The organism is Sphingobacterium sp. DR205, from assembly GCF_011064245.1.
Lineage (GTDB): Bacteria > Bacteroidota > Bacteroidia > Sphingobacteriales > Sphingobacteriaceae > Sphingobacterium > Sphingobacterium athyrii.
This window is the reverse complement of record NZ_CP049333.1, coordinates 4,012,291-4,033,893: the sequence shown is the minus strand read 5'-3', so window position 1 is coordinate 4,033,893 and position 21,603 is coordinate 4,012,291. Positions and strand designations below refer to the sequence as shown.

The following is a 21,603-nucleotide window of genomic DNA, read 5'->3' as shown; positions in this document are numbered from 1 at the left end:
ATTTATAGGTTATTACTATTGATCCATGCTTTGACAGGTATTATCCACTCATCTAATGCCCTGAACAGAAAGCCGTGTTCCAGACCTGTGTTGAGGGTAATTTCCTTAAAAGATTTTAAACCAGAATTTTTAAGCCTAAGTTGCCTTGATAATAACTCAGCGCCGACATCGGTTTTTTCGTTAATCGATAAAACCTTTCCGTAGAGCCTGAACTTTCGATCTTCGTTCAACGAGTCATTTTTAAAGCTTGCGCCAATAATTACAAATTTTAAATCTGGATTTTTGGCATAATAGGAGATGTATTGAGCTATATAACCTCCCTGAGACGTTCCGACAATTGCAATCCGGTCATAGGGAACTCCGAATCTGTGTAAGCTGTCAATTTTAAGGATCACCTTTTTTGCATACATCTTAGGATCAGTGCCGGGATTTCTCTTTTCAGATATTAGTACAGAATTTGTGGATCGAAGTTTTTCTAAAATAGCTGTATATGCCGCTGGTCCGTATTTAGGATGGGATTCATTTAAGGAATGTTCTTCCAAAAATTTATTATGCAAAAAAAATACATACTTTTTTTGAGTACTATTTTGAGCATTAATAGCAAACGGAAGAAATGACAGATAAAGAAATAGTAACCTAAGAAACATATAATTTGAATAAACAGACTATTTTAATTTAGAGACAACATCAGATTTTATTGTTCCTTATCCATAAGATGCCCTTTTGAGGCTGTCAATGCATACACCATAGGGATTTTGTCTCCAAGATGAGCAATTCTGAACTTACCGGGTTCAAATTCAATTGAATTATTGAAATTATTGTATGGTGAATAATCAAATTCTTCAATGGAATTCATTTCTAAACCATTTTGCATCAGATTACTTATTACTTCAGCTAAGCCGTGGTTCCAGCCAATTGATTTGACTTCAAATTCCGCTTCTTTATCTGCATAAGTTCCTTTTTCAGTTTCTATAATGGCTCCGGAATTAAAATATCTGTATTCAATCTTTTTAAACCCCGAATCAAACATCCAGACAACCGGATGAAATTCTACAAAAACAAACGTACCACCGGGTTTCAGGAATTTCGAAATTATCTTTGCCCACCGATCCAGATCCGGAAGCCAGCCGATGGTCCCATAACTTGTAAAGACAATATCAAACTGACGATCCAGATGATTGGGAAGATCATAAACATCGCTGCAGATAAAAGTTGTTGAAACATTACTCTGTTTTGCCAGTTCCCGTGCTCGATCTATTGCTACATCCGAAAGATCAATGCCGACTAAGTCCGCTCCCAGGCGACTTAAAGAGATACTATCCTGTCCGAAATGGCACTGTAAATGCAATACGGATTTTCCTGTCAAATCTCCAAGTAAATTAAGTTCTATATCTTTTAATGAATTTTTCCCATTCAAAAAGGCATCCAGGTTATAAAAATCAGAATTGATGTGAGCTTCTGTTCTGGTATTCCAAGATTCCCTGTTTATTTCCAAATAATTGTCTTCTATGTTCATATGTATTTATCTAATGAGATGAATTGATTTTTTGCCATTCCTCGTAGCTAAGTACGCCAAGCTCTGGCTGGTTTTTACCGTTCAGAATATGGATAAACTCCAGTTGATTTCCGTCTGGATCGTCAAAATAAAGAGCAAGTGCGGGCATCCAGGCAAAAACCATTGGTTCATTGCTGCCATTTTTGAGAAAATTATAAGCCTTTAATCCGTTTTTCTCTAAAAAAGTATTTGCATCTTTTAAAATAAAATCTTTGGAACAGCTGAATGCAAAATGTCTTTTATGGAGATTACCTTTTTGTTCCCAAAGTCCGAGCATGGCCTTTTTATTTTCTCCGAGCCAAAGAAATGCGATCGGCCTGGTTTCATCATAGTGTGCAAGCTGCAGGCCCAATATTTGAGTATAGAAATGCACTGCATTTTCCAAGTTGCTTACCTGGATGTGTGTCTCATATAGTCCTTCAATCATTTTTATGTATTTTATTCTTAATAATTAGAGTGTTGTGATAATTATGACCATTTCATTTTAGCATATGTATGATCGGATAATCTTTACCAGAGCCGTCTTTTTCTGATCTTCCTGCTTTTCTGAACCCTAATTTTTCGTAAAATCCGACGGCCTGGTAATTTTGTTCATTGACATCAACCTTTGTAATGTCTTTCGTCTCATCCATAAATTGAAATAGGCGCTTTCCATAGCCTTTACCACGGTAGTCATTGTGAACAAACAGCATTTCTAAGCTTCCTTCTGATACCGATGAAAATGCTATTGGTTGGTTTTGCAGCATAAAAAGGTACTTCGAGATTGGGCAGATAATCTTTTGGGATGGCTTCTTTAAAATAAGTAAAATCTTCTTCGGCAAGAAAGTCATGTGTAGCTTTGACCGCAGATTCCCAGATTTCCATAATTCTTGGATAATCTTCTACGGTTGCCAGCCTGATTTGTTGTGACATAATTCTAAAAAATAATAGCTATAAATATTTAAATATTCAATGATGGTCTTCCTGATGCTATCGTATAAGCTTCTTTCATTACCTCGGAATAGGTTGGGTGGGCATAACTCATTGTAGCCATATCATTAGCTATTACTTCATATTCCAAGCCAACAACAGCCTGTGCAATCAGATCTGCTGCGCGGGCACCGATGATATGCACTCCTAAAAGTTCGCCGTACTTCGGATCGGAAAGCACCTTTACGAAACCTTCCGTTTCCATTCCGGCTCTGGCTCTGGCATTCACGGCAAAAGGAAATGTACCGACATTATATTCAACTCCCTGTTTCTTTAATTGTTCTTCGGTAGAGCCTACAGAAGCCACTTCCGGCCAGGTGTATACGACTGAAGGGATACGGTCATAATTGATATGAGGTTTCTGACCATTGATTCTCTCCACTACAAATACGGCTTCTTCCTCTGCTTTGTGAGCCAGCATCGCGCCACCCACAACATCTCCAATCGCATAAATGTTTGGAGCTGAAGTCTGAAGCAATTCATCGACTTTCACTGTACCATTGTTGTTCAATTCCACGCTGGTATTTTCTAAACCCAGACCGGTTACATAGGGTTTTCTGCCGACAGCAACTAAAATATAGTCGGCGGTGAGCTCTTGTTCTTCTCCTTGTTTATTTTTGAAAAAAACCTTAGCCGTGTTCCCATGATTTTCAGCTTTGTAGACAGCCTGCTGAAGTTTGATTTCTACACCTTCTTTGGTTAAGATCTTCGATAGAGCTTTACCTAATTCACTATCCATTGTCGCAATGAGATTATCCGCATATTCTAAGATAGTCACTTTGGTTCCGATCCTGTTGAATATGGAAGCCATTTCCACACCGATTACGCCGCCGCCGATAATCACGATGCTATCGGGCTTTTTCTGCAATTCCAGCGCTTCGGTAGAAGTGATGATCCTCTTTTTGTCGATAGTAATGCCCGGAATTGTAGCGGGTTTCGATCCTGTAGCAATAATAAACTTATCTGAATTAATTACAGTTTCAGCCTGATCATCGTGTACAATTTTCAATGTTTCATTATTGACAAAAGAACCTGAACCCTGGAAAACTGTGATCTTATTTTTTCTCATCAAAAAATCCAGACCTTGTGTGTTTTTGGCCACCACCTCGCTTTTTCGCTTAAAAAGCTGTTCAACATTGAGCCGCAGATCCGAATATTCAATGCCGTGTGTTCCGAAACTACTGAGTGCATCTGCATAATGATGCGTACTGTCCAGCAGCGCTTTTGTAGGAATGCAACCTACATTGGTACAAGTGCCACCCAAAGTATTATACTTTTCAATGATTGCTGTTTTATAGCCTAATTGAGCACTTCTAATAGCTGCTACATACCCGCCAGGACCTGACCCTATTACGGTAATATCAAATGTTTCCATTTTATTGTTTAAATATTTTTAATAATCTATAAATAAACCGATCGGTCTTTTTGTAAGCAAAAAAATTATGCTTTCAAATTTCTGATCATTTTCTCTAAAAAAGACATCGCTATATTAAGCTCTGTCATATGGTTGTTGACCTTTGCCTGCATAAATGCACCTTCGATCATCGAGATCATTACTACTGCAATTTCGATAGGATCGGTATCTGCTTTTATTTCATTTCTATCTATGCCGCGTTTGATTTGATTTTCGATAGATGTTTTCCAAAAGTTCAGGGCTTTTTGTACACGTTTCTGGAGTGATGGATGTGTATCATCAGCCTCCGTAGCTGTGTTTAAAATCGGGCAGCCTGCCTGTAAATACGGATATCTGAAATAGTTTTTGTATGTGTGGGGATAAACAAGCAATCTTTCGATAGAATCATTAGTTGCTAAAATACGTTCTTTCATATGCTGTGTTACTTTACCAAAATTGTAGTCAAATACACTTAATGCAATTTCATCCTTATTCTCAAAATTACCGTAAATGCAACCTTTCGAAAGACCGGTTGCACTCATTACATCATTTATTGAAGTACCCGCATAGCCTTTCACATTGAAAACGGTCGAAGTTTTCTCAATGATAAGCTGTTTGGTATTTTCGGATTTTTGAGTTTTCATCAGCAATAATTCTTATTCGGGACAAAGTTAAATAAAAAAATAGAACAATCGGTCTTTTTAAAAATAAACGATAAGATTTTATTTTTTAATCATTCGTTATTTGATTATTATAACTTATATTAATGGCTGCTTTAGAGGACTAAAATATAATGCAAACCGCTTTGGAGAATTATAGTTTCAAGATGTCAAATTTACAGATATTACAAAAAATAGCGTCAATTGTCTCTAGTTGGCGCCATTTGGTTGTTTGTGGCTTGACGAGTGAATCTTCAAATACTTTTATCTATGATTTTGTTCATTTGTGGCAGCTAAGAAATAGTAATGGGGTTCAAAAAAAATACAATATATATAGTGAGTTTATTTAAAATAAATAATTAGTTTTATTAATGGAACTGAATGATAATACAAAATCATTTTTCGTAATTTAAGAGTTATAAAACTTCGTGAAAATGCCAAGAGAAATTCTCTATCTTAAAATCGCAAAAATTTTAGAAAATCAGATATTAAGTGAAACCTTGAGGACTGGCGATAAATTACCCTCCTTACGTTCATTACAAAAAATTTACAACGTTGGACTAAATACTGCACAGCAGGCCTACACTTTGCTTGAGAGTAAATCTTTAATAATTTCAAAGCCAAAGTCAGGATATTTTGTCAGTGGAACCTCTAAACGAAAGTTGGCGCTTCCATCAGTAAGTAACCCGATTGTGACCGCAACAAAAAATGAAACTGAATATCTAACTTATAAGGTTTTTGACGTTTTGAGGGATAAAAGCGTAAGACAATTTTCCTTGGGCGTTCCTGATGAAAAACTTTTGCCAATTTCTAAACTTAACAAAGGAATAATAAAAGTTATGCGGGAACTTGATGGCAGCGGCACTGCATTTGAGCCCGCTCAGGGGAGTTTGAATTTGAGAAGAAATATTGCTAAATGGTCTTTAGCGAGGGAAGGAGAGCTGAGTGAAGATGATATTATAACTACCTTGGGAACAATGAATGCGATTTATCTATGTTTAAATGCTGTAACTAAACCAGGAGATACTATTGCCACTGAGAGCCCTGTATACTTTGGAATATTGCAATTGGCAAAGTCGATGGGATTAAATATTCTTGAATTGCCTACACATCCTGTTACAGGGGTTGACCTGGAGGCATTAAAACAAAATATTAATAAAATTGATCTTTGTTGTTTCACCTGCAATTTCAATAATCCACTAGGAAGTTTGATGCCGGATGAAAACAAAAAGGCCTTAGTGGAACTGTTAACACATTATAACGTTCCGTTAGTTGATGATGATCTTTTTGGGGTTCTTCATTTTGGTGAGACACATCCAACGTTGTGTAAAAATTATGATGAAGCAGGAATAGTGATGAGTTGCGGAGGCTTCTCCAAAACATTGGCGCCAGGATATAGAATAGGATGGATCGAACCAGGCCAATTTAAAGAAAAAATCCTATGGAATAAACTTGTACAAACTGTTGCGATGCCTTCATTGTTACAGGAAGTGATCGCAGATTTTATGGAAAACGGGAGGTATGATCATCATCTCAGGGTACTTCGCCATACGTTATATACTAACTGCCTCAAATTCCAACAAACCATAGAGGAACATTTTCCTGATAACACTAAAATTTCCCAGCCTCAAGGGGGATTTTTCTTATGGTTGGAGCTGGACAAAAAAATTGATACCCGAGAACTCTATGATATTGCTATCAGGCAAAAAATAAGCTTTGCTCCCGGAAGCTTATTTACTGGTCATAATCAGTTCAACAATTGCATGAGATTAAATTTTGCATTAAAATGGGATGAACATGTTTACCAAGATCTCAGACGTTTAGGAAATATGGTCAAAAGACAGATCAATCTGTAGCCATAAAAAAACATAAATCTATATCTGTATTTGTTTATTGTAACATCCGACATTTGTATTGAATGTTGAAACAATATAGTTATGAATAAAAATCTAGCTTTCGGGCTTTTATTATTAGGGATGGCTTTTATGGGCGTTGCTTTTGTATTTGTTAAAGACGCTGTGACATCGTACTCTCCATTTGTATTTCTCTTTTACAGATTTTTAATTTCCACAGTCATTTTATCTGTTATATTCAGCAAAAACTTAAAACAGATTAACATCAGAACATTCGAAGCTTCTTTCCTCTGTGGAATTCCCCTATTTTTTAGTATTTTTTTTCAAACTATTGGTTTACGCTATACGAGTGTTGCAAACTCGGCCTTCATCACTGGAATGGTTGTTCTACTTATTCCGATTTTTAAACTGATATTTTACAAGAAAAAAGTGAAATTTATCATCTGGATCTCTTGTCTGGTTGCAGCAATAGGTTTGTTTATAATTACATTAAAGAACGGGCTTCAGCTTAATATAGGTGACACATGGACCTTTGCATGTGCCATAGCCCTCGCTTTTTACGTGCTTCAAACAGGTAAATTTGCTGAGGCTCCAAATCCGATGGCCCGCGTCACGATTATTATGGCCATATGCACTATAGGCAGTTTATTTGGTGAAATGATGACCGTTGACGCAGAGTGGTTTCCATTAGATTTCAATTTCTGGAAAGGTGTTATTTTTTCGGCAATTTTTGGAACTGTATATATGTATTCGGTGCAAAACTATGTTCAACGTTTCATTTCTGAAGAAAAAGTAGCGCTTGCTTATTTAACAGAACCCATATTTGCAACAGTTTCAGCCGTTATTCTTATTGATGAAAAAGTGAATATTAATACATTCTTAGGTGGTGGCTTGATTTTACTTGCAATGTTTTTATCCGAGCTTAGAACTGCAAATCTCAAGAGATTTTTAAATAGCACTAAAATTGTAAAATCTAGCAGCAACAGTTCAAAAATTTAATGAAATTTCGATATAAAGGTGTCTGCCTCTATGATCAATAGAGAATCATAGTGTACCTGTACGCGTAATCATTTTGGTATGTAATATATTTTTGATATAATAAATTTTATAAGTATGAAAATAGTTCTTTTAGACAAAAAATACTTTCTCTCAGATTTCCCTCAAAATGAATGGGGCGCTGTATGGGAAGAATACGATGATACTCCGGAAGATAAAATTCTAGCGAGATTATCAGGTGCTCACATTGCTTTGACACATGGTGTTAAACTTAACCGTGAAATAGTAAGTAAGCTTCCTGACCTCAAAATGATCTCTGTTAACAGTACTGGTTACGAACGAATTGATGTTGAAGCTTGTAAGGAATTTGGTGTTACTGTTTGTAACATTAAAGATTGGTGTACAAATTCCGTAGTGGAGCATATCTTATCTTGTATGTTTGCTCTTAACAGGCTCTTACCTTCCTATCATAGTTTTGTAAGAAACGGGAACTGGAAAGCAACGCCTTATGAAATAGCTTTTAAACCTGCGAAGGAGCTCAGGGGATCAGTTATTGGTATCGTTGGATATGGTATGCTTGGTAAGCATTTAAAGAGCGTTTGCCAAGCAATGGGTTTAACTGTGTTAGTGTCTGAACATAAAAACAGGACTAGTGTACGTAATGGATATACGCTCTTTAACCAGGTTGTAAGGCAGAGTGACTTTCTTGTGATCCAAACACCTTTAAGTAATGAAACATACCATATGATTTCGACTGAAGAGTTTGAGATGATGCAAGATGATGCTTACCTGATCAACTGCGGTCGTGGTGGGCTAATCGATGAAGGTGCATTACTGAAAGCATTAGAACAAAATAAAATCGGTGGAGCGGCACTCGATGTATTGGAAGCTGAAACATTTGAAAACAAAGCGCTACTTCATTATAAAGGCTCCAATCTTATTTTATCGCCACATATTGCCTTTGCCAGTGTACAGTCAATCAAAAAAAATACAGAGATGGTTTTGGACAATGTCAGGCAGTATATTAATGGCAGTCCGATTAATGTTGTTAATTAGATCATTACCAAATGATATAGGCAATAATATTCATGGTCTCCTTTCAATAAATAAATGTAAATAAAAATAGAAAAAATTATATGAACCTTACAATTTATCAAGTAGATGCCTTTGCCGACGAAGTCTTCAAAGGTAATCCAGCTGCAGTATGTCCTTTAACAGAATGGCTGGAGGACGAATTGCTTTTAAAAATAGCAGCAGAGAATAATTTATCAGAAACTGCTTTTTATGTGCAGAAGGATAACCAGTTTGATATTCGATGGTTTACACCGAGCTCAGAAGTGGATCTTTGCGGCCATGCTACTCTCGCATCAGCATTTGTAATTCGTAACTGCGAAAATTATCAAGAACAGCATATCAATTTTTATTCTCCAAGAAGTGGAAGTTTACCGGTTACCGTTTTACAAGATAAATTCGTACTGAATTTTCCTACTGATCAATACATAGAAGTTCCATTATCTGATGAGTTACTTGCTGTAACAGATAAACAGCCTATTGCTGCTTATAGAGGTAAAACTGATTTTATGCTGGTGTTTGAAGACTCGGCGGATATTGCTAGCATGAAACCTAATCTTACAGTCATATCAAAGATTGATGCAAGAGGAATTATTGTCACAGCAAAAGGTATAGATCATGATTTTGTGTCACGATTCTTTGCGCCTGCCGTAGGTGTAGATGAAGATCCTGTCTGTGGTTCTGCCCACACCACGCTTGCTCCGTATTGGGGACAGCAATTGAATAAAACGAATCTGCAAGCTTTTCAGCTGTCGGCGAGAAGCGGTCAAATTTACTGTAAGTTGCTTGGTGACAGAGTTGAACTAGGTGGTACAGCAGTGCTCTATTTAAAAGGGGAGATTTATATTTAGCTTTGTGACGCGAATACATTTTATAAAAAAAGAGATGATATTCATCTCTTTTTTTATAGGTTTTCTTCGACAAGCCTGCTTATTTCAGAATCAGGTATAATACCTGACTGTCTCCATTTTATTTCACCCCCTTTAATTAGTATTGTAGTGGGTACACTTCGGATCTGAAAAATCTCAGCTATTTCTCTGTGCTGATCTATATCTATACGCCCGTAAAATATTTTCTCGCCAAACTTATCCCTGACCTTTTCCAAATTCGGTTTCATCACATGGCAAGGACCACACCATGTAGCATGGAAGTTCAACAGCGTTAGTTGATCCCCTTTAATCATTTCAGACAGATCCATCACTATCATTTTTATTAAACATTCAGTGTATTATAACCTTTGTCTTTAAGCTGGAACATATAGATCCATGAATTTTTAGTTGTATAAAGCCGCTTGTCAAGTTTTTCCAAAGGTATATTGAAATAGCTAAGGGCATTTTCACAGACAACAATCTTAGCACCAATCTTTTCGCTGGCCGCAATGTCATCTAATAAGGAAGGATCTTCCACAATATCCTTTGCAAGTTCGCCTGCTACAACTATCACAAAACTATACTGATTGCCTTTGACGTTCATCTCATTAGCAGTAAGTATGGAGGCCCTGAAATGTTGTACATCTGTAACCATCACTGCAAATTTGGTAGAATGCCCCTCGTACTTAGAAGCAGGGGCAGTTTGCTTTCTCTCCTGTGCAAAACAGGAACCAAGTAGCGATAATAACAAAAGTAAGGCGAACAAAGCTCCTGTTTTTAGCTTCATATTTACAGATATTAATCGTTTTTATAAATAAACTCGTAGTTTTTTTCAATTGCGGGATCTAAACTTTTGCCAACATGACATTTAGTTTTTGCCGCAGCTTCGATCACAGCCTTTTGTTCGGGTGTATAATCATTTTTAAAGAAAATTTTTATATTCATCTTACCCACTTTAGATCCATCTTCACTCATATCATAAGTAATTTCACTTCTGGATTCTGTAGTTTCAAAATGTTCCTTTCGAGCCTCCCAATCAATTGTTCCTAAAATACAACTGCCATAGGCACTAGCCAAAAGATCTACCGGGTTAAAACGTGCAGCATTAACTGCAATTCTTTCTTCACTCAAAGGTGTTTTTGTACTTGATCTGTACTTTCCTTCGTAATTTGTTTCTATTAATATTGACATTTTGTTAAATTTTAAAAGGTTTAAAAATGCTGTTACAGTAAACGTATTATAACAGCATTTTGCATTTATTTTATTTTGAAAGTACTTCAGCCAATGCCTCGGCAAGCGGAGCTGCTGATGCTGGACTCTGTCCGGTCATTAATACGCCGTCAACAACTACATTAGGCTCCCAGTTCGCAACACTTTTGTAGTTAGCGCCTCTTCTTTTTAGTTCTTGTTCCAATGAAAACAACAAGTGTTTATCCAGTTCTATTTCATTATCCTCTGCATCTTTGAACCCTGTAAGATTCAAACCTTCAACCAGATATTTTCCATTTGATAATTTGACATCTCTCAGAATAGCTGGTGCGTGACAAACCATTGCGATTGGTCTGTTTGACTCGTAAAAATCTTTTATCAATTTGATAACGAAAGAGTCACTGGCCAAGTCCCAAAGCAAGCCATATCCACCAGGAAAGAAAACGGAATCAAACGTGCTGTAGTCAATGTTTCTGAGTTTTCTTGTATTTTTTGCTGCATATAGTGCAACCGGATCTTCTAAGAAGCGTTCTGTGTATCCTGTTGTGAAGGGTTCTTTCATACTTAGCAAGTCTATCGGAGCATCACCTCCATCCGGAGAAGCAAACACTACCTCATATCCCGCTTCCGTAAGAATATAGTATGGCGCGGCTAATTCTGTAAACCATGTTCCTGATTGTTTTCCGCTGATACCCATTTCATCAACTGATGACATTACCAATAAAACTCTTTTTTGAATGTTTCCTGTGTTCATAATAATAAAATTTAAATGTTAATATTTTTTTTATTTGTTACTAAGACTGAAACATTTAAAAAAGATGCAAAGAAAAATTATTTTTTTTAAAAATTATTGTAACTAATTGATTTACAATGTTATTTTTTGCTATTTTCTATGCTTGCCCGTTCGTTTTTAAGCAATGTACACTCTGATTTGATATCAAAAGATATCATTTCACCGGTCTCTCCAAAGCTGACTACGCAACACTCCAAGAATTTTTCTTTTAGTTTTACCCGTGCTCTTTGAATTCTTGATTTTGTGTTAGGAAGTGTCAGCTGCAGTTGTTCTGCTATTTTCTTTTGATCATTACCTTCTATATCGTACAGGTAAAGTGGCTGAGCATATTCCTCAGGTATCAATTTCAACAGTACTTTAATATAATCAGAAGCTTCTCCCAGGACCGATCTTTCCTGCTCGTCTTCTTCTATTTCGAAATCCAGAGCATCTCTTTTATTATTCTTCTTATAATAATCTATTATTGCATTTTGCGTCACTTTATAGAGCCAGGATTTTAAGTACATGACATCTTTTCCATTTGAACAGTATTGGTAGCTCTTAAGTAAGACTTCCTGTAGGACATCCTTTGCATCATCCTGATCGGTAATGCGTTTTTTGATGAAGCCTAATAAAGAAGATTTATAATCTTCCCAAACTTCAAATATGTTACATTGTGCCATAGTATTGTTATTGCTTAAGGTTTTTATTATTTACAGGTCAGACCGTATAGTTGTTAAGCCTTTCCGAATAAATGTTGTTTGATCTCTTAATCCTCTGCGGTATTCAGCAATAAAATTTCCAGGACAGATGGCAGTTCAGTCACCCCATCAGTTTCGAAAAAGTGACCTTTGTCCTGTTCGATCAGGATGGATGAGTCCAGATAATCCCGGAAAAATTCAGTGTAGTGAATTGACACAAATGGATCATTGCTAGAGTGCAGAGCAGCAAAACTATTAGCACCGGATTTAATTTTTTCCCACTTAAAACAGTTTTGAAAAAAATTACTGAGATCACAGATTCCTAAGTTGGAGGTAAATCCTGCCACAAATATAGCTCCTCCGATTTTTTGTTTATCTTGAAGTTGCTCCAGATATCTTAGTATTGTGGCGCAGCCAAGGCTGTGCCCTACTAAATAGAGATCCTCGGAGGGATTTCCAATGGTCTTGCTCAATGTCTGTATCCATTCATCAAGTTTTGGCTTGCTGGGCGATGGCATAGAAGGGACTATAACCTGGAATCCATTCTTTTCAAGTTCATCTTTTAACCATGGTTTCCAGCCCTCTTTTGGATCACCATTAAAGCCATGAATTAAAACAGCCTTTTTCATAATGTACTAATTAGAATTTAATAGAATTATTGCCAATGAGTTTCAATCGATTATTATTTTAATTGTTTCATATCGATCACAAAACGGTAATGAACATCGCCTTTCAGCGTGCGCTCAAATGCCGTGTTTATATAATCCGGTGCAATAATTTCAATCTCTGATGTTATATTGTTTTGAGCACAATAATCCAACATTTCCTGTGTTTCGGGAATTCCACCAATAAGGGATCCTGTAATATTTCTTCTTTTAGAAATGAGGTGATATGCTGATAATTGTGGCATCTCGGGAGGCACTCCCAAAAGAATCATAGTTCCGTCTTTTTTTAATAAATTAAGATAGGTGTTATAATCATGTTTAGCCGAAACCGTATCTATAATAAAATGGAAAGACGAAGAAGCATCCTTCATTTGTTGCTGGTCAGAGGTGACTATGAAGTGATGGGCTCCTAAAGCCATTGCACTTTCCTGCTTTGATGGTGAGCCACTTAAAACTGTTACTTCAGCACCGAAACTTACCGCAAATTTTACCGCCATGTGTCCCAGGCCACCCAGCCCTAGTACAGCAACTTTATGTCCAGGACCTATTTTCCAATGTTTAAGTGGTGAGTAGGTTGTAATTCCTGCACAGAGCAATGGGGCTACTGCAGCGGGATTTAACTTTTCAGAAATGTGTAAAACGTGGTTTTCATCTACCACAATAGTTTCACTGTAGCCCCCTTTAGATACTGTACCATCCGGAAGTTTGGAATTTTGAGTAGGTACAATGCCTCCGTCACAATATTGCTCTTCGCCAATAGATCCGTCTTCGCAGTTTTTGCAGGAATCAATAAAGTAACCTACGCCCACCATTTCACCTACTTTAAATTTTTTGGCATTACTTCCAACAGATTTTATTCTGCCAACAATTTCATGCCCCGGTACCAGCGGGTAAATAGTTCCCCCATATTCATTTTTTGCCTGATGGATATCTGCGTGACATATGCCGCAGTATGATATCTCGATAAGTACATCGGTATCTTTTGGTTCACTTCTTTCAAAATTGAATGGCGCCAGTTCTGTAGTTGGACTGTGTGCTGCATATCCTTTGGTTGGTATCATTGTTTTATAGTTTTTTAAATATTATACTATGCAGAAATGCTGTCATCTAGAGAGATGACAGCATTTCCCTTGTTTGGAAAATTGCTTACAGTACGCTGTAAATACGTACATCAGGGTTGTCTTGCAGATAAGGTTTTAAGGCTACGGCCACATCCTTGTTAAAAAGGTCACTTGAAAGATAGTTTTCAGCATCTTGTGTCGATTCAAAACCATGCAGTACCTGTACGTCTTCATCTCTGATCAATAGTTCTTTGGATGTAGCACCTTTGATTTGTTCCAGAAATGGAGCTTTATACTGGTTGTAAACACCTGCTGCATTTGCTCTGTCTGCATCATTTATTTTCAGACTAATTTCTAAATACGCTTTTGCCATGATATATAAATTTATTTTTTACAATACAAAGTTCCGAAGAAGCATACAGTGCTAAAATGGACAGAAAGGAAAAAAGCTGGTAGAAATCGGAAAATGTGGTGGTTTCCGTTATTTAAAACATTAGATTTTAGAGTTTTAATATAAACAACTAAGCAATGAGCATTATATCGAATACCAAGGTCAATTGATTATGATAGCCGTAAGCATTGAAGTCAAGTTAAAGTGAGCCCAGCTACGGTGAAATTTTATTCGACTGTTTTTATGAAACAAAATCAGGCTTTACTTCAAATGGACAGTTACATCATACCAATCCGGATATGGGGCATTGAGATGATAGATATGATGCATATGAATTAATAACTATGAAATAGACCTTCTAAATTCAGAAGGGGAGGAGCCGACGTGCTTTTTAAAATATTTAACAAAATATGATGGATCATCAAAACCCAGTTTATAGCCTATCTCATTAATATTAAAATTTGAATGGACCAACATTCGTTGGGCTTCCAAAACGATTCGTTCCTGTATAATTTGCGAAGGTGTTTTATTTAATGTTTGGCTAGTAATGTCTGATAAAGTGCGAGTCGAAATATGCATCTTTTCTGCATATTCAGCCACGGAGTAGCCTTTGGTATAATTTTCATCAAGAAGGTTGACAAACTGAATAAGTTGTGACCTTTTATCGTCCAGAGCAAAAGGGGTCTTTCCTTCATTTTGTTCAAATTCAATTTTTCTGCGCTGCACCTGGATTAGAAAAGATTTTAAATAGGTACGGAGTAATTCTTCCTGTCCAAAATATCCTGCACCACTGAGAAGTTCAGTTCTGATCAGTCTGATGTACTCCTCTAAAATATACTCAATACCGTAGCCAATGCAACAAGAAGGAGTTTGATAAGGGTTATTGAAAAGACTGCATTTTACAAGAAAATCGATTCCATTATCACTATGCCCTAGAAACAGCTCACTAAAGTGGAGCAGATAACCTTCGTAATCTACATTCTCATCAAAATAATGAACCTGATTTTTGGCAATAAAAAAAATGGCATTTTCAAATATTTCATATTCTTCAAAGTCGACAAAATGTTTTCCTATTCCGCTTTTAAACCAGATGATCTGATAGAAATTATGGATATGAGGCTTGGTTGTATTTCCTTGATGCTCTTTCAGGTAATCTTTTAGATCATGAACAACAAATTGAGCCTTCTCAGGTTGATGAAGGTTAAGATGGTATTCCTTAATTGTTGATGGTATTCTCTTTGCCATTCTACTATACTGAGATTAAAGACATTATTTTTATTGCATTTTAATATTATTATAAACAAAAAATCGTCGACCTACAGATTCACACAATGCTTTACAAAAATACAAAATACAGCACAAGAAAAAGTTAGATACACTTCAAATGAATAGTATTTGCTGATTACTACCTGACATTTTCTGATAAGTACCATGTTTCTTTTCTTACAAATTATCAATTTCGTACCATGGAACAGAAAGAAGAAATTGTTATTATTGGGGGAGGGCTCAGCGGCCTGACCTTAGCTTATCTGCTGTCAAAGAGAAATATCAGAACTACAGTACTGGAAGCTGCACCACGGTTGGGAGGTAGAATTCATACAATTGAGGGTACATTGGGAACACCTCTTGAATTGGGGGCAACATGGTTGTCGGACATGCATACTAACCTAATTAATCTTTTAGAGGAGCTTGGGTTAAATAAGTATCCGCAGTATTCAAAGGGTATTTCTTTATTCCAGACTAAATCATTTGAACCGCCGCAAAAGTTTGATGTCCCTGAATCGGAAAATCCTTCTTATAGGATCGCAGGCGGAACGCAGGAGCTTATTAATGCCCTTGCTCAAAAACTTCCTACGAACTCTATACACTTAAAAAATAAAGTCACTTCTATAGTTGAAGAAAAAGATTATCTGATTATAGAAACTACTAAAGGCCATAAATACTTTTCCACTATGGCTGTTCTGTGTATGCCTCCTCAGTTGATTGAAAATCAAATCAGCTTTCTACCTGAATTACCGGTTTCACTCACTAATATTTTATCGAAAGTCCATACCTGGATGGGGGGTGCACTTAAATTTACACTTGAATACGACCGACCCTTTTGGAAAGATAACGGATATTCGGGAATGTTGTTTAGTCATTCAGGCATCATCACAGAGATGTATGATCACACAAATTTTGAAGAAAGTAAGTTTGGATTTACAGGTTTTCTAAATGGTAGTGCTGCTTCTTATCTTCCCAATGTCAGAAAAGAAAATGTGGTACTCCAGTTAACGAACTTATTGGGAAGTCAAGCCTCAAACCCGGTATCTTATTTTGATAAAATATGGACTGATGAATTTATCCTCGGTGGCAGTCAAATAATTCAACGCCCACATCAGTTTAATGGGCATCCTTTATTGCTAGAGCATTATTTGAAGGACAAGCTGTTATTTTGTGCTACAGAAACTGCGACAGAATATGCAGGATATATGGAAGGAGCAGTAGTTGCTGCCCAGAGGGCGGCAGCACAAATTTTATAGTTTTTATACTATTAAACTTGCTTACAAAATGGGAGGCTTTGGTTCCCGAAAGAAAATAGCTGTTTGTTATATTCAGAAAGAAAATTAGCTAAATCATGTTTATCTAGATGTGAACTTTGAGATTGGGGAGAAAGCATATTGTTTTTAGAAATTTCATTCCACCGCGGAGTATTGACAAATAATTCCTCCAGATAAACTTTGTCCAATTGGTTGCACTTCAATTTATTAATTTGCTTCACCTTTTAACAGCAATACATTCAATTTCGATACCTACACCTTTAGCTCATGAAGAGACTTCAACCGTGCTTCTTGCCGGCAAACTATTCTTAAAATAACTGCCATAAATTTTGTTGACGGTTTCAAACTGTTTTATGTCCTTCAAAAAGCTTGTTGTTTTGGTAATATGCTGAAAATCGGATTGATTATTTTCCGATACAAAATCTGAACGCCCCTGATAGTGAGGGCGCTGTGTCGGGCGAGGGGTAAATAGGGGGTAACTAATTTCCAGTTAATAATAACTATATCAAAGATACTGATTTTCAGTAAACAAACCAAATCGAACTTAACCAAATTCTTTTAAAAACGAGCAGATTTTCATAGGTTGAAATGTTAGCGGAAATCTTTTGTAAATTCTCCCAAAAATTTCTCCGCTTTTAAATTAGACAAATCGATGCAATAAAAAACAAAAGCTATCATCTTTAATAGGGTTAATAGTAATATTAATTGCGATGAAGATGTAGTAAATTTAATACCATATCAATTGCCCTTCACAAAAACGTATAACATCTGGATGGATATTTTCGCTTAAATATCTGATATATGTTAACCCCCGACCAGTTTCTTTTACAGTTTGACTAAATTGAGCTATTCGTTTGAAATCCGGTGTTGTCATCCAAGCTGTTCCATTTTCGTCAATCTCAAATCGATAAATTCCATCTGCTATTTTTGCAGGAACATTGTATTGTATTTTTTTACCAGTAAACTTCTGTCGTTTCCACTTTTTTAATTCTGGTTGAAGCATTTGTTTAAGGAATTGTTTCCAGAGTGGAGCTGTTTCAATAGAAGGCCAATCCGGCTCCAAGCTAAGTTCTTCAACTTCATCGCTTTCTATCCATTTTCTCATTCCTAACATATCATCAAAATCAGCATTGCTATTCTCTATTGCTGCCATGGCAGCAAGCCGCGAGGGGAGGCCAGCTCGGATAAGCATTGCTTCCATAAGTAATGGCACACCATTCTCAGCACATGCCGCTGCACCACCAGTAATATATTCGGGTTCCCATCCCGTTGCCAACCGTCGCATTTTAATCGCTTCAATTGCCCACACTAGTCGGTAGGCAAAAAGTTCCTCAATATTGCTTACGTTTCCTGGCCCAATAAGATCAATGGAAATACCACTTACCCATTTCGCAAGTAATTCTTTCCAATTTTCTGGAAGACGTTCTGGTTTAAAAGGCTGTATTTTAAATAGCGGCTCGGCCAATCGTACGAGCGACTTATGAAGTTCATCAACATTTCCCGTTAGTGCAGCATAGTCTGCTTCATCTAAAGCATTATTTAATTCTCCTTCCAATTCATCTAGTAGAAGACCTGTATCTAGTCCTACGCCCATACAAAAATGCTCTTTCCGCCGCTGCGCTGTAGTGTTAGCCCATATGACTCTAGCCCTTGCTCTAAGAAGATTCATTTGTCTTTCCCTGAAAGAGACACTTTTACGTGCAATCTGTCTTTCCCAAAATGAACCTTTAAGTGCCTCATCCAACAGTGAAGGTAGTTCTTCTGATTCGCTATCTAATGCTTCAATTAGACTAAGAATCATCGAGTCAAGTTTATCAATATCACTCTCTAGTTCGGTTATTTCATTTGCCGGGTCTCCGTTCGATTTGGTGAACCAAGCTTCGCGAGAATTGGCAAGATATTCAAATGCATCAGCTCTATTGAGCACTCCGCCTGTGGCAAGTCGTTGTATGGCTTGTTGGATAACCTGCATAAGACCGCTTGTAAGCATTCGGTGCCTTGCTGCGTTTACCACTTTGTTCCATGTGCTCTTTCGGTATTCATGTTTATCATATACAATGTGTAAAACAAGGCCTTCTACGTCTACAAAAGCTCGCCCTGCTCGCCCTGCAACATTTGCGAATTCTTCACCCTTAATTTGTTCACCTGCACGGGTTAAGTAAGGTACCAATAACACGGCTGCATTAATGTTCAAACCTTGAGATAACGTAGGCGATGCAATGGTAATAGTTATCACATCTGTTGCTATAAGTAATTCCAGTTCGCGCAGAAAAGGGTCTGGCAAACCACCGTGGTGAATTGCCATACCTATCTCTAGGCACTTCACCGCTGGATGTGTAGCCCCCAACCATTCTTTGCCCACTGCGATGCACCGGCTTATTTTGTCGGTTTCTTTTAATAAATTTGGTAAATATCCTTTTGCTACAAGATCTAAGGCTACCAATCCGAATTTCTCTACCCAATTAGCCTGACTAATAAATACTAAAGTTTTTTTGCCTTGTTGTGCAAATGCCCAAGCTCCGTAAATCGTCAGGTCATGCATACTTGAGGGGCGTGCAACTGCCTGATTAACCCCATTGCTTTTTTTTACGAAATTCAAAATAAAGGGTTGATCTTTTTTATGATCATAAAAAAGTGTTGCGGCGCCGTTACGCCACTCCAATGTACCAAATAGCTGACGTGTTGGTCGCCAAGCTAATTTAATAGGGGTACCTGATTCATCATTACGCATCCATTCGGTAAGATCCGAAAGGTTTTTGCCGTCTGGAAGAATTGCTGATAAACATACGATTCGTCGCTCACTGGCATCACTTCGCTTGAGTAGTCTTTGTACTAGAATTTCAAAACGGATCTCCCGCTCAGTCTTACCTATCATATGACCTTCATCGAGAATAATTAATCCAATATCATTCAAAATATTTACATCATTGCGAAGTGCAAAATCAAGTTTTTCTGGAGTCGCAATAACTATCGAACGACTTTTAAGGGCATCCGCATCCATACCGGACAATCCTCCCGCTCCATATAGGGAGGATACGCTAAATCCTAAAGGGCTGAACGTTTTGCGGAATGAGCGTTCGGTTTGTGCTGACAAAGCACGGAGTGGTGTGACGATCAGCACGCGTTTTTCGGTTGATAAGGTGATCAATGCAGCCATCTCGGCAATGCGAGTTTTTCCGGCACTAGTTGGGAGTGCTACGATTAAGTCATCTGTGATGTTCCCGCAACGCGCTGCTGCTTCAAGCTGAGATGGCCAGAGTTCAACTTCTGCAACTTTACGGCAATATAATTGTGTGATAAACAGATCGCGTAACTTAGGATAAAATTCCTCGCCATCTGCTGGTGGGTCAACAGGCAATCTAACGTGGAGAGTCGATTCCCACAGTTCGTCCATTAGACCAGAAGCCAGCTTAGCAATCCACCATAGTGTGACAGTGGAAGTATCTGCTGCAAGTTTAACCGCAGCACCCAATATACGCCGACCTTCATCAAATAGTCCTTTTTCACCAGTTGCCAGAGCTAAATCAAACCATGCCAAACCTTGGCAAATACTGTTGTTTAGAATATCACTAACCACATCCTCCAATTCAAAATCACCTGACTCAAGCAATTCTGCTAATGCCGTGTCATCTCCACCAAGCTCTAAAGTTACACGAATATGATCCCTAAGCCTATCCAAATCGCGCAAGATAAGCCAGATCAACGCTATCTCACAAGGCGCATTGTTTTCCTCTTCGTTAATACGTTTGTTTAGGATTGAATAGGCAATTGCAGAATAACCGGCTAAGTGATAACTCGCACCTGAGATTACACGGAAAAAACCGATATTAGGATCCCCCTCAAAAGCATTGCGTACTAAACTTTCAAATGCCTTTCCAGCTGCGTAAAAAGCATCTTGAACGAGCTTTTGCTCGCCATTTAGTTCTTTTAACTTCAAACCAGCCCTCAAAATAGAAAAACCATATTCTGCGAGATCAGTTGAGATTGATCGCCTAAAGGCAATTCCAGGAGGTGGAACACCGTTTTTGCGCATCATCGACCAAGCAGTTGCACTATCTGCTAGCCCATCACGGAAATCATTCCTTAACAAATCAATAATAAAAGCACTAATTTCTTCAATCGTTTCCAAGGTGTTCAAGGTTATTATAGGACTCTGCAATGAAGTCCTGGTGATCAGTAATATTTAAATTAATTGAAGTTTGTCGACGTGTCCCATCTGCTGCATTTAAGTCCGCGCGCAGAAAGGGGAGAGGGTTATTAGCTGTCATTGTAAAAAATGCATGCTCAATTCTGTTCGGTGGTAAGCTTTGAACTGCGACCTCAGTTTTAAGCAATCGGCCTAATTCCAGCTGAGTAGCCGATCCATCCATAAGTCTGTCAGCAATAAAAAGTAATGCATGTGGCGTACACCGCCCATTGTCTCGGTCTAATGCTGTTCTAGCATTCTTAATCGTAGTATTGGACAGGTTCGATGCACTTTTCGATTCCCCCTTTAACAGCATTAAACCCATTTGATTGTCGCGGCGGATACCGATAAAATCGTCACCCCTAAGTGCCATTTCTCTACCATCTTTGTATCGGAGCCTCCTTATCGGCACCTCATATCCTAATGCATATTCGATATACTCGGTCGCAAGAATCTCACCTAGGTCACCAGAACGGGCTCGTCTTGTTTGCGGTAAACGTGCTTTAAGTACTGCCGACGCATTTTTATATCCCAGATGCTTTATATCGTCTGCGATAAGAGCCAAATCGTTATAATGAGAACGAATGATTTCCTGCAAATCCCCAGCAATTCGAGAGCGCGTCCCTGCAATTTCAGTGCATATGTGTAATGTTTTACGGTTGTTGAGTTCTTCTTGGCGATCAATCCAAGTATTGAAAATTGACATTTGGTTA

General features: G+C 37.6%; 23 protein-coding genes. 5 read left to right on the top strand and 18 right to left on the bottom strand.

The genetic code is table 11. The annotated features are described in order from the left end of the window. Positions 1-2 precede the first annotated feature (2 nt). The 7 genes from G6053_RS17450 to G6053_RS17425 form a co-directional block, all read right to left on the bottom strand. Positions 3-542, bottom strand: a complete 540-nt coding sequence (locus G6053_RS17450; RefSeq protein WP_165307499.1) for an alpha/beta hydrolase — start codon at positions 540-542, stop codon at positions 3-5. A gap of 152 nt (positions 543-694) precedes the next feature. After that, positions 695-1,516 (bottom strand): class I SAM-dependent methyltransferase, encoded by an 822-nt coding sequence (locus G6053_RS17445; RefSeq protein ID WP_165307497.1) that lies wholly within the window; start codon positions 1,514-1,516, stop codon positions 695-697. Positions 1,517-1,526: 10 nt separating this feature from the next. Then, positions 1,527-1,982, bottom strand: a complete 456-nt coding sequence (locus G6053_RS17440) for a VOC family protein (protein WP_165307496.1) — start codon at positions 1,980-1,982, stop codon at positions 1,527-1,529. Positions 1,983-2,034: 52 nt separating this feature from the next. Continuing rightward, a complete protein-coding gene (locus G6053_RS30785) occupies positions 2,035-2,247 on the bottom strand; it encodes a GNAT family N-acetyltransferase (RefSeq protein WP_241254756.1) in 213 nt (70 codons plus the stop codon). Beyond that, complete coding sequence (locus tag G6053_RS30780) at positions 2,228-2,467, bottom strand: hypothetical protein (protein ID WP_241254755.1); 240 nt, start codon at positions 2,465-2,467, stop codon at positions 2,228-2,230. Before G6053_RS30780 ends, G6053_RS30785 begins: the two co-directional genes overlap by 20 nt. Before the next feature lie 28 nt (positions 2,468-2,495). Then, entirely contained in the window at positions 2,496-3,899 is a 1,404-nt protein-coding gene (lpdA, locus tag G6053_RS17430; protein ID WP_165307494.1) for a dihydrolipoyl dehydrogenase, read from the bottom strand. 65 nt (positions 3,900-3,964) lie between these two features. Further along, a complete protein-coding gene (locus tag G6053_RS17425) occupies positions 3,965-4,561 on the bottom strand; it encodes a TetR/AcrR family transcriptional regulator (protein ID WP_206531756.1) in 597 nt (198 codons plus the stop codon). A 449-nt stretch (positions 4,562-5,010) separates the two neighbouring features. Here G6053_RS17425 and G6053_RS17420 point away from each other — a divergent pair, with 449 nt between their 5' ends. The 4 genes from G6053_RS17420 (at position 5,011) to G6053_RS17405 (ending at position 9,347) form a co-directional block, all read left to right on the top strand. Further along, complete coding sequence (locus G6053_RS17420; protein ID WP_108633643.1) at positions 5,011-6,432, top strand: PLP-dependent aminotransferase family protein; 1,422 nt, start codon at positions 5,011-5,013, stop codon at positions 6,430-6,432. Positions 6,433-6,513: 81 nt separating this feature from the next. Continuing rightward, positions 6,514-7,428: a DMT family transporter gene (locus G6053_RS17415; protein ID WP_165307491.1), complete on the top strand. Its 915-nt coding sequence runs from the start codon at positions 6,514-6,516 to the stop codon at positions 7,426-7,428. A gap of 114 nt (positions 7,429-7,542) precedes the next feature. Then, positions 7,543-8,481, top strand: coding sequence for an NAD(P)-dependent oxidoreductase (locus tag G6053_RS17410; protein WP_108633645.1), 939 nt, complete (start codon positions 7,543-7,545; stop codon positions 8,479-8,481). Between the two features lie 80 nt (positions 8,482-8,561). After that, positions 8,562-9,347: a PhzF family phenazine biosynthesis isomerase gene (locus tag G6053_RS17405; protein ID WP_108633646.1), complete on the top strand. Its 786-nt coding sequence runs from the start codon at positions 8,562-8,564 to the stop codon at positions 9,345-9,347. A 53-nt stretch (positions 9,348-9,400) separates the two neighbouring features. Here G6053_RS17405 and G6053_RS17400 read toward each other — a convergent pair whose 3' ends face one another. From G6053_RS17400 to G6053_RS17360, 9 genes are all read right to left on the bottom strand, one after another. After that, positions 9,401-9,694 (bottom strand): thioredoxin family protein, encoded by a 294-nt coding sequence (locus G6053_RS17400; RefSeq protein ID WP_165307489.1) that lies wholly within the window; start codon positions 9,692-9,694, stop codon positions 9,401-9,403. A gap of 14 nt (positions 9,695-9,708) precedes the next feature. After that, on the bottom strand, positions 9,709-10,152 hold the full coding sequence (locus G6053_RS17395; protein ID WP_165307488.1) for a hypothetical protein: 444 nt from the start codon (positions 10,150-10,152) through the stop codon (positions 9,709-9,711). A gap of 11 nt (positions 10,153-10,163) precedes the next feature. After that, positions 10,164-10,556, bottom strand: a complete 393-nt coding sequence (locus tag G6053_RS17390; protein ID WP_165307486.1) for an OsmC family protein — start codon at positions 10,554-10,556, stop codon at positions 10,164-10,166. A 70-nt stretch (positions 10,557-10,626) separates the two neighbouring features. Then, positions 10,627-11,328, bottom strand: a complete 702-nt coding sequence (locus G6053_RS17385) for a type 1 glutamine amidotransferase domain-containing protein (RefSeq protein WP_108633648.1) — start codon at positions 11,326-11,328, stop codon at positions 10,627-10,629. 119 nt (positions 11,329-11,447) lie between these two features. Further along, complete coding sequence (locus G6053_RS17380) at positions 11,448-12,029, bottom strand: sigma-70 family RNA polymerase sigma factor (protein ID WP_165307484.1); 582 nt, start codon at positions 12,027-12,029, stop codon at positions 11,448-11,450. 86 nt (positions 12,030-12,115) lie between these two features. Then, on the bottom strand, positions 12,116-12,676 hold the full coding sequence (locus G6053_RS17375; protein ID WP_165307483.1) for an alpha/beta fold hydrolase: 561 nt from the start codon (positions 12,674-12,676) through the stop codon (positions 12,116-12,118). Positions 12,677-12,729: 53 nt separating this feature from the next. Continuing rightward, on the bottom strand, positions 12,730-13,773 hold the full coding sequence (locus G6053_RS17370) for an NAD(P)-dependent alcohol dehydrogenase (RefSeq protein ID WP_165307482.1): 1,044 nt from the start codon (positions 13,771-13,773) through the stop codon (positions 12,730-12,732). An 85-nt stretch (positions 13,774-13,858) separates the two neighbouring features. Continuing rightward, the gene (locus G6053_RS17365) at positions 13,859-14,146 is read right to left on the bottom strand and encodes a hypothetical protein (RefSeq protein WP_165307480.1); all 288 of its coding nucleotides are present in this window, start codon (positions 14,144-14,146) and stop codon (positions 13,859-13,861) included. Between the two features lie 360 nt (positions 14,147-14,506). Next, the gene (locus tag G6053_RS17360; RefSeq protein ID WP_165307479.1) at positions 14,507-15,409 is read right to left on the bottom strand and encodes an AraC family transcriptional regulator; all 903 of its coding nucleotides are present in this window, start codon (positions 15,407-15,409) and stop codon (positions 14,507-14,509) included. 221 nt (positions 15,410-15,630) lie between these two features. Between G6053_RS17360 and G6053_RS17355 the strand changes: the two genes are divergently transcribed. Next, complete coding sequence (locus tag G6053_RS17355) at positions 15,631-16,686, top strand: NAD(P)/FAD-dependent oxidoreductase (RefSeq protein ID WP_165307477.1); 1,056 nt, start codon at positions 15,631-15,633, stop codon at positions 16,684-16,686. A gap of 745 nt (positions 16,687-17,431) precedes the next feature. Here the strand turns inward: G6053_RS17355 and G6053_RS17345 are convergent. Then, positions 17,432-20,833 carry a DEAD/DEAH box helicase gene (locus G6053_RS17345; RefSeq protein WP_165307476.1) on the bottom strand — a complete coding sequence of 1,134 codons (3,402 nt, stop codon included), beginning with the start codon at positions 20,831-20,833 and terminating at the stop codon, positions 17,432-17,434. Then, entirely contained in the window at positions 20,820-21,596 is a 777-nt protein-coding gene (locus G6053_RS17340) for a Hachiman antiphage defense system protein HamA (protein WP_165307474.1), read from the bottom strand. The genes G6053_RS17345 and G6053_RS17340 overlap by 14 nt, the downstream gene beginning before the upstream one ends. Between the last annotated feature and the right edge of the window lie 7 nt (positions 21,597-21,603).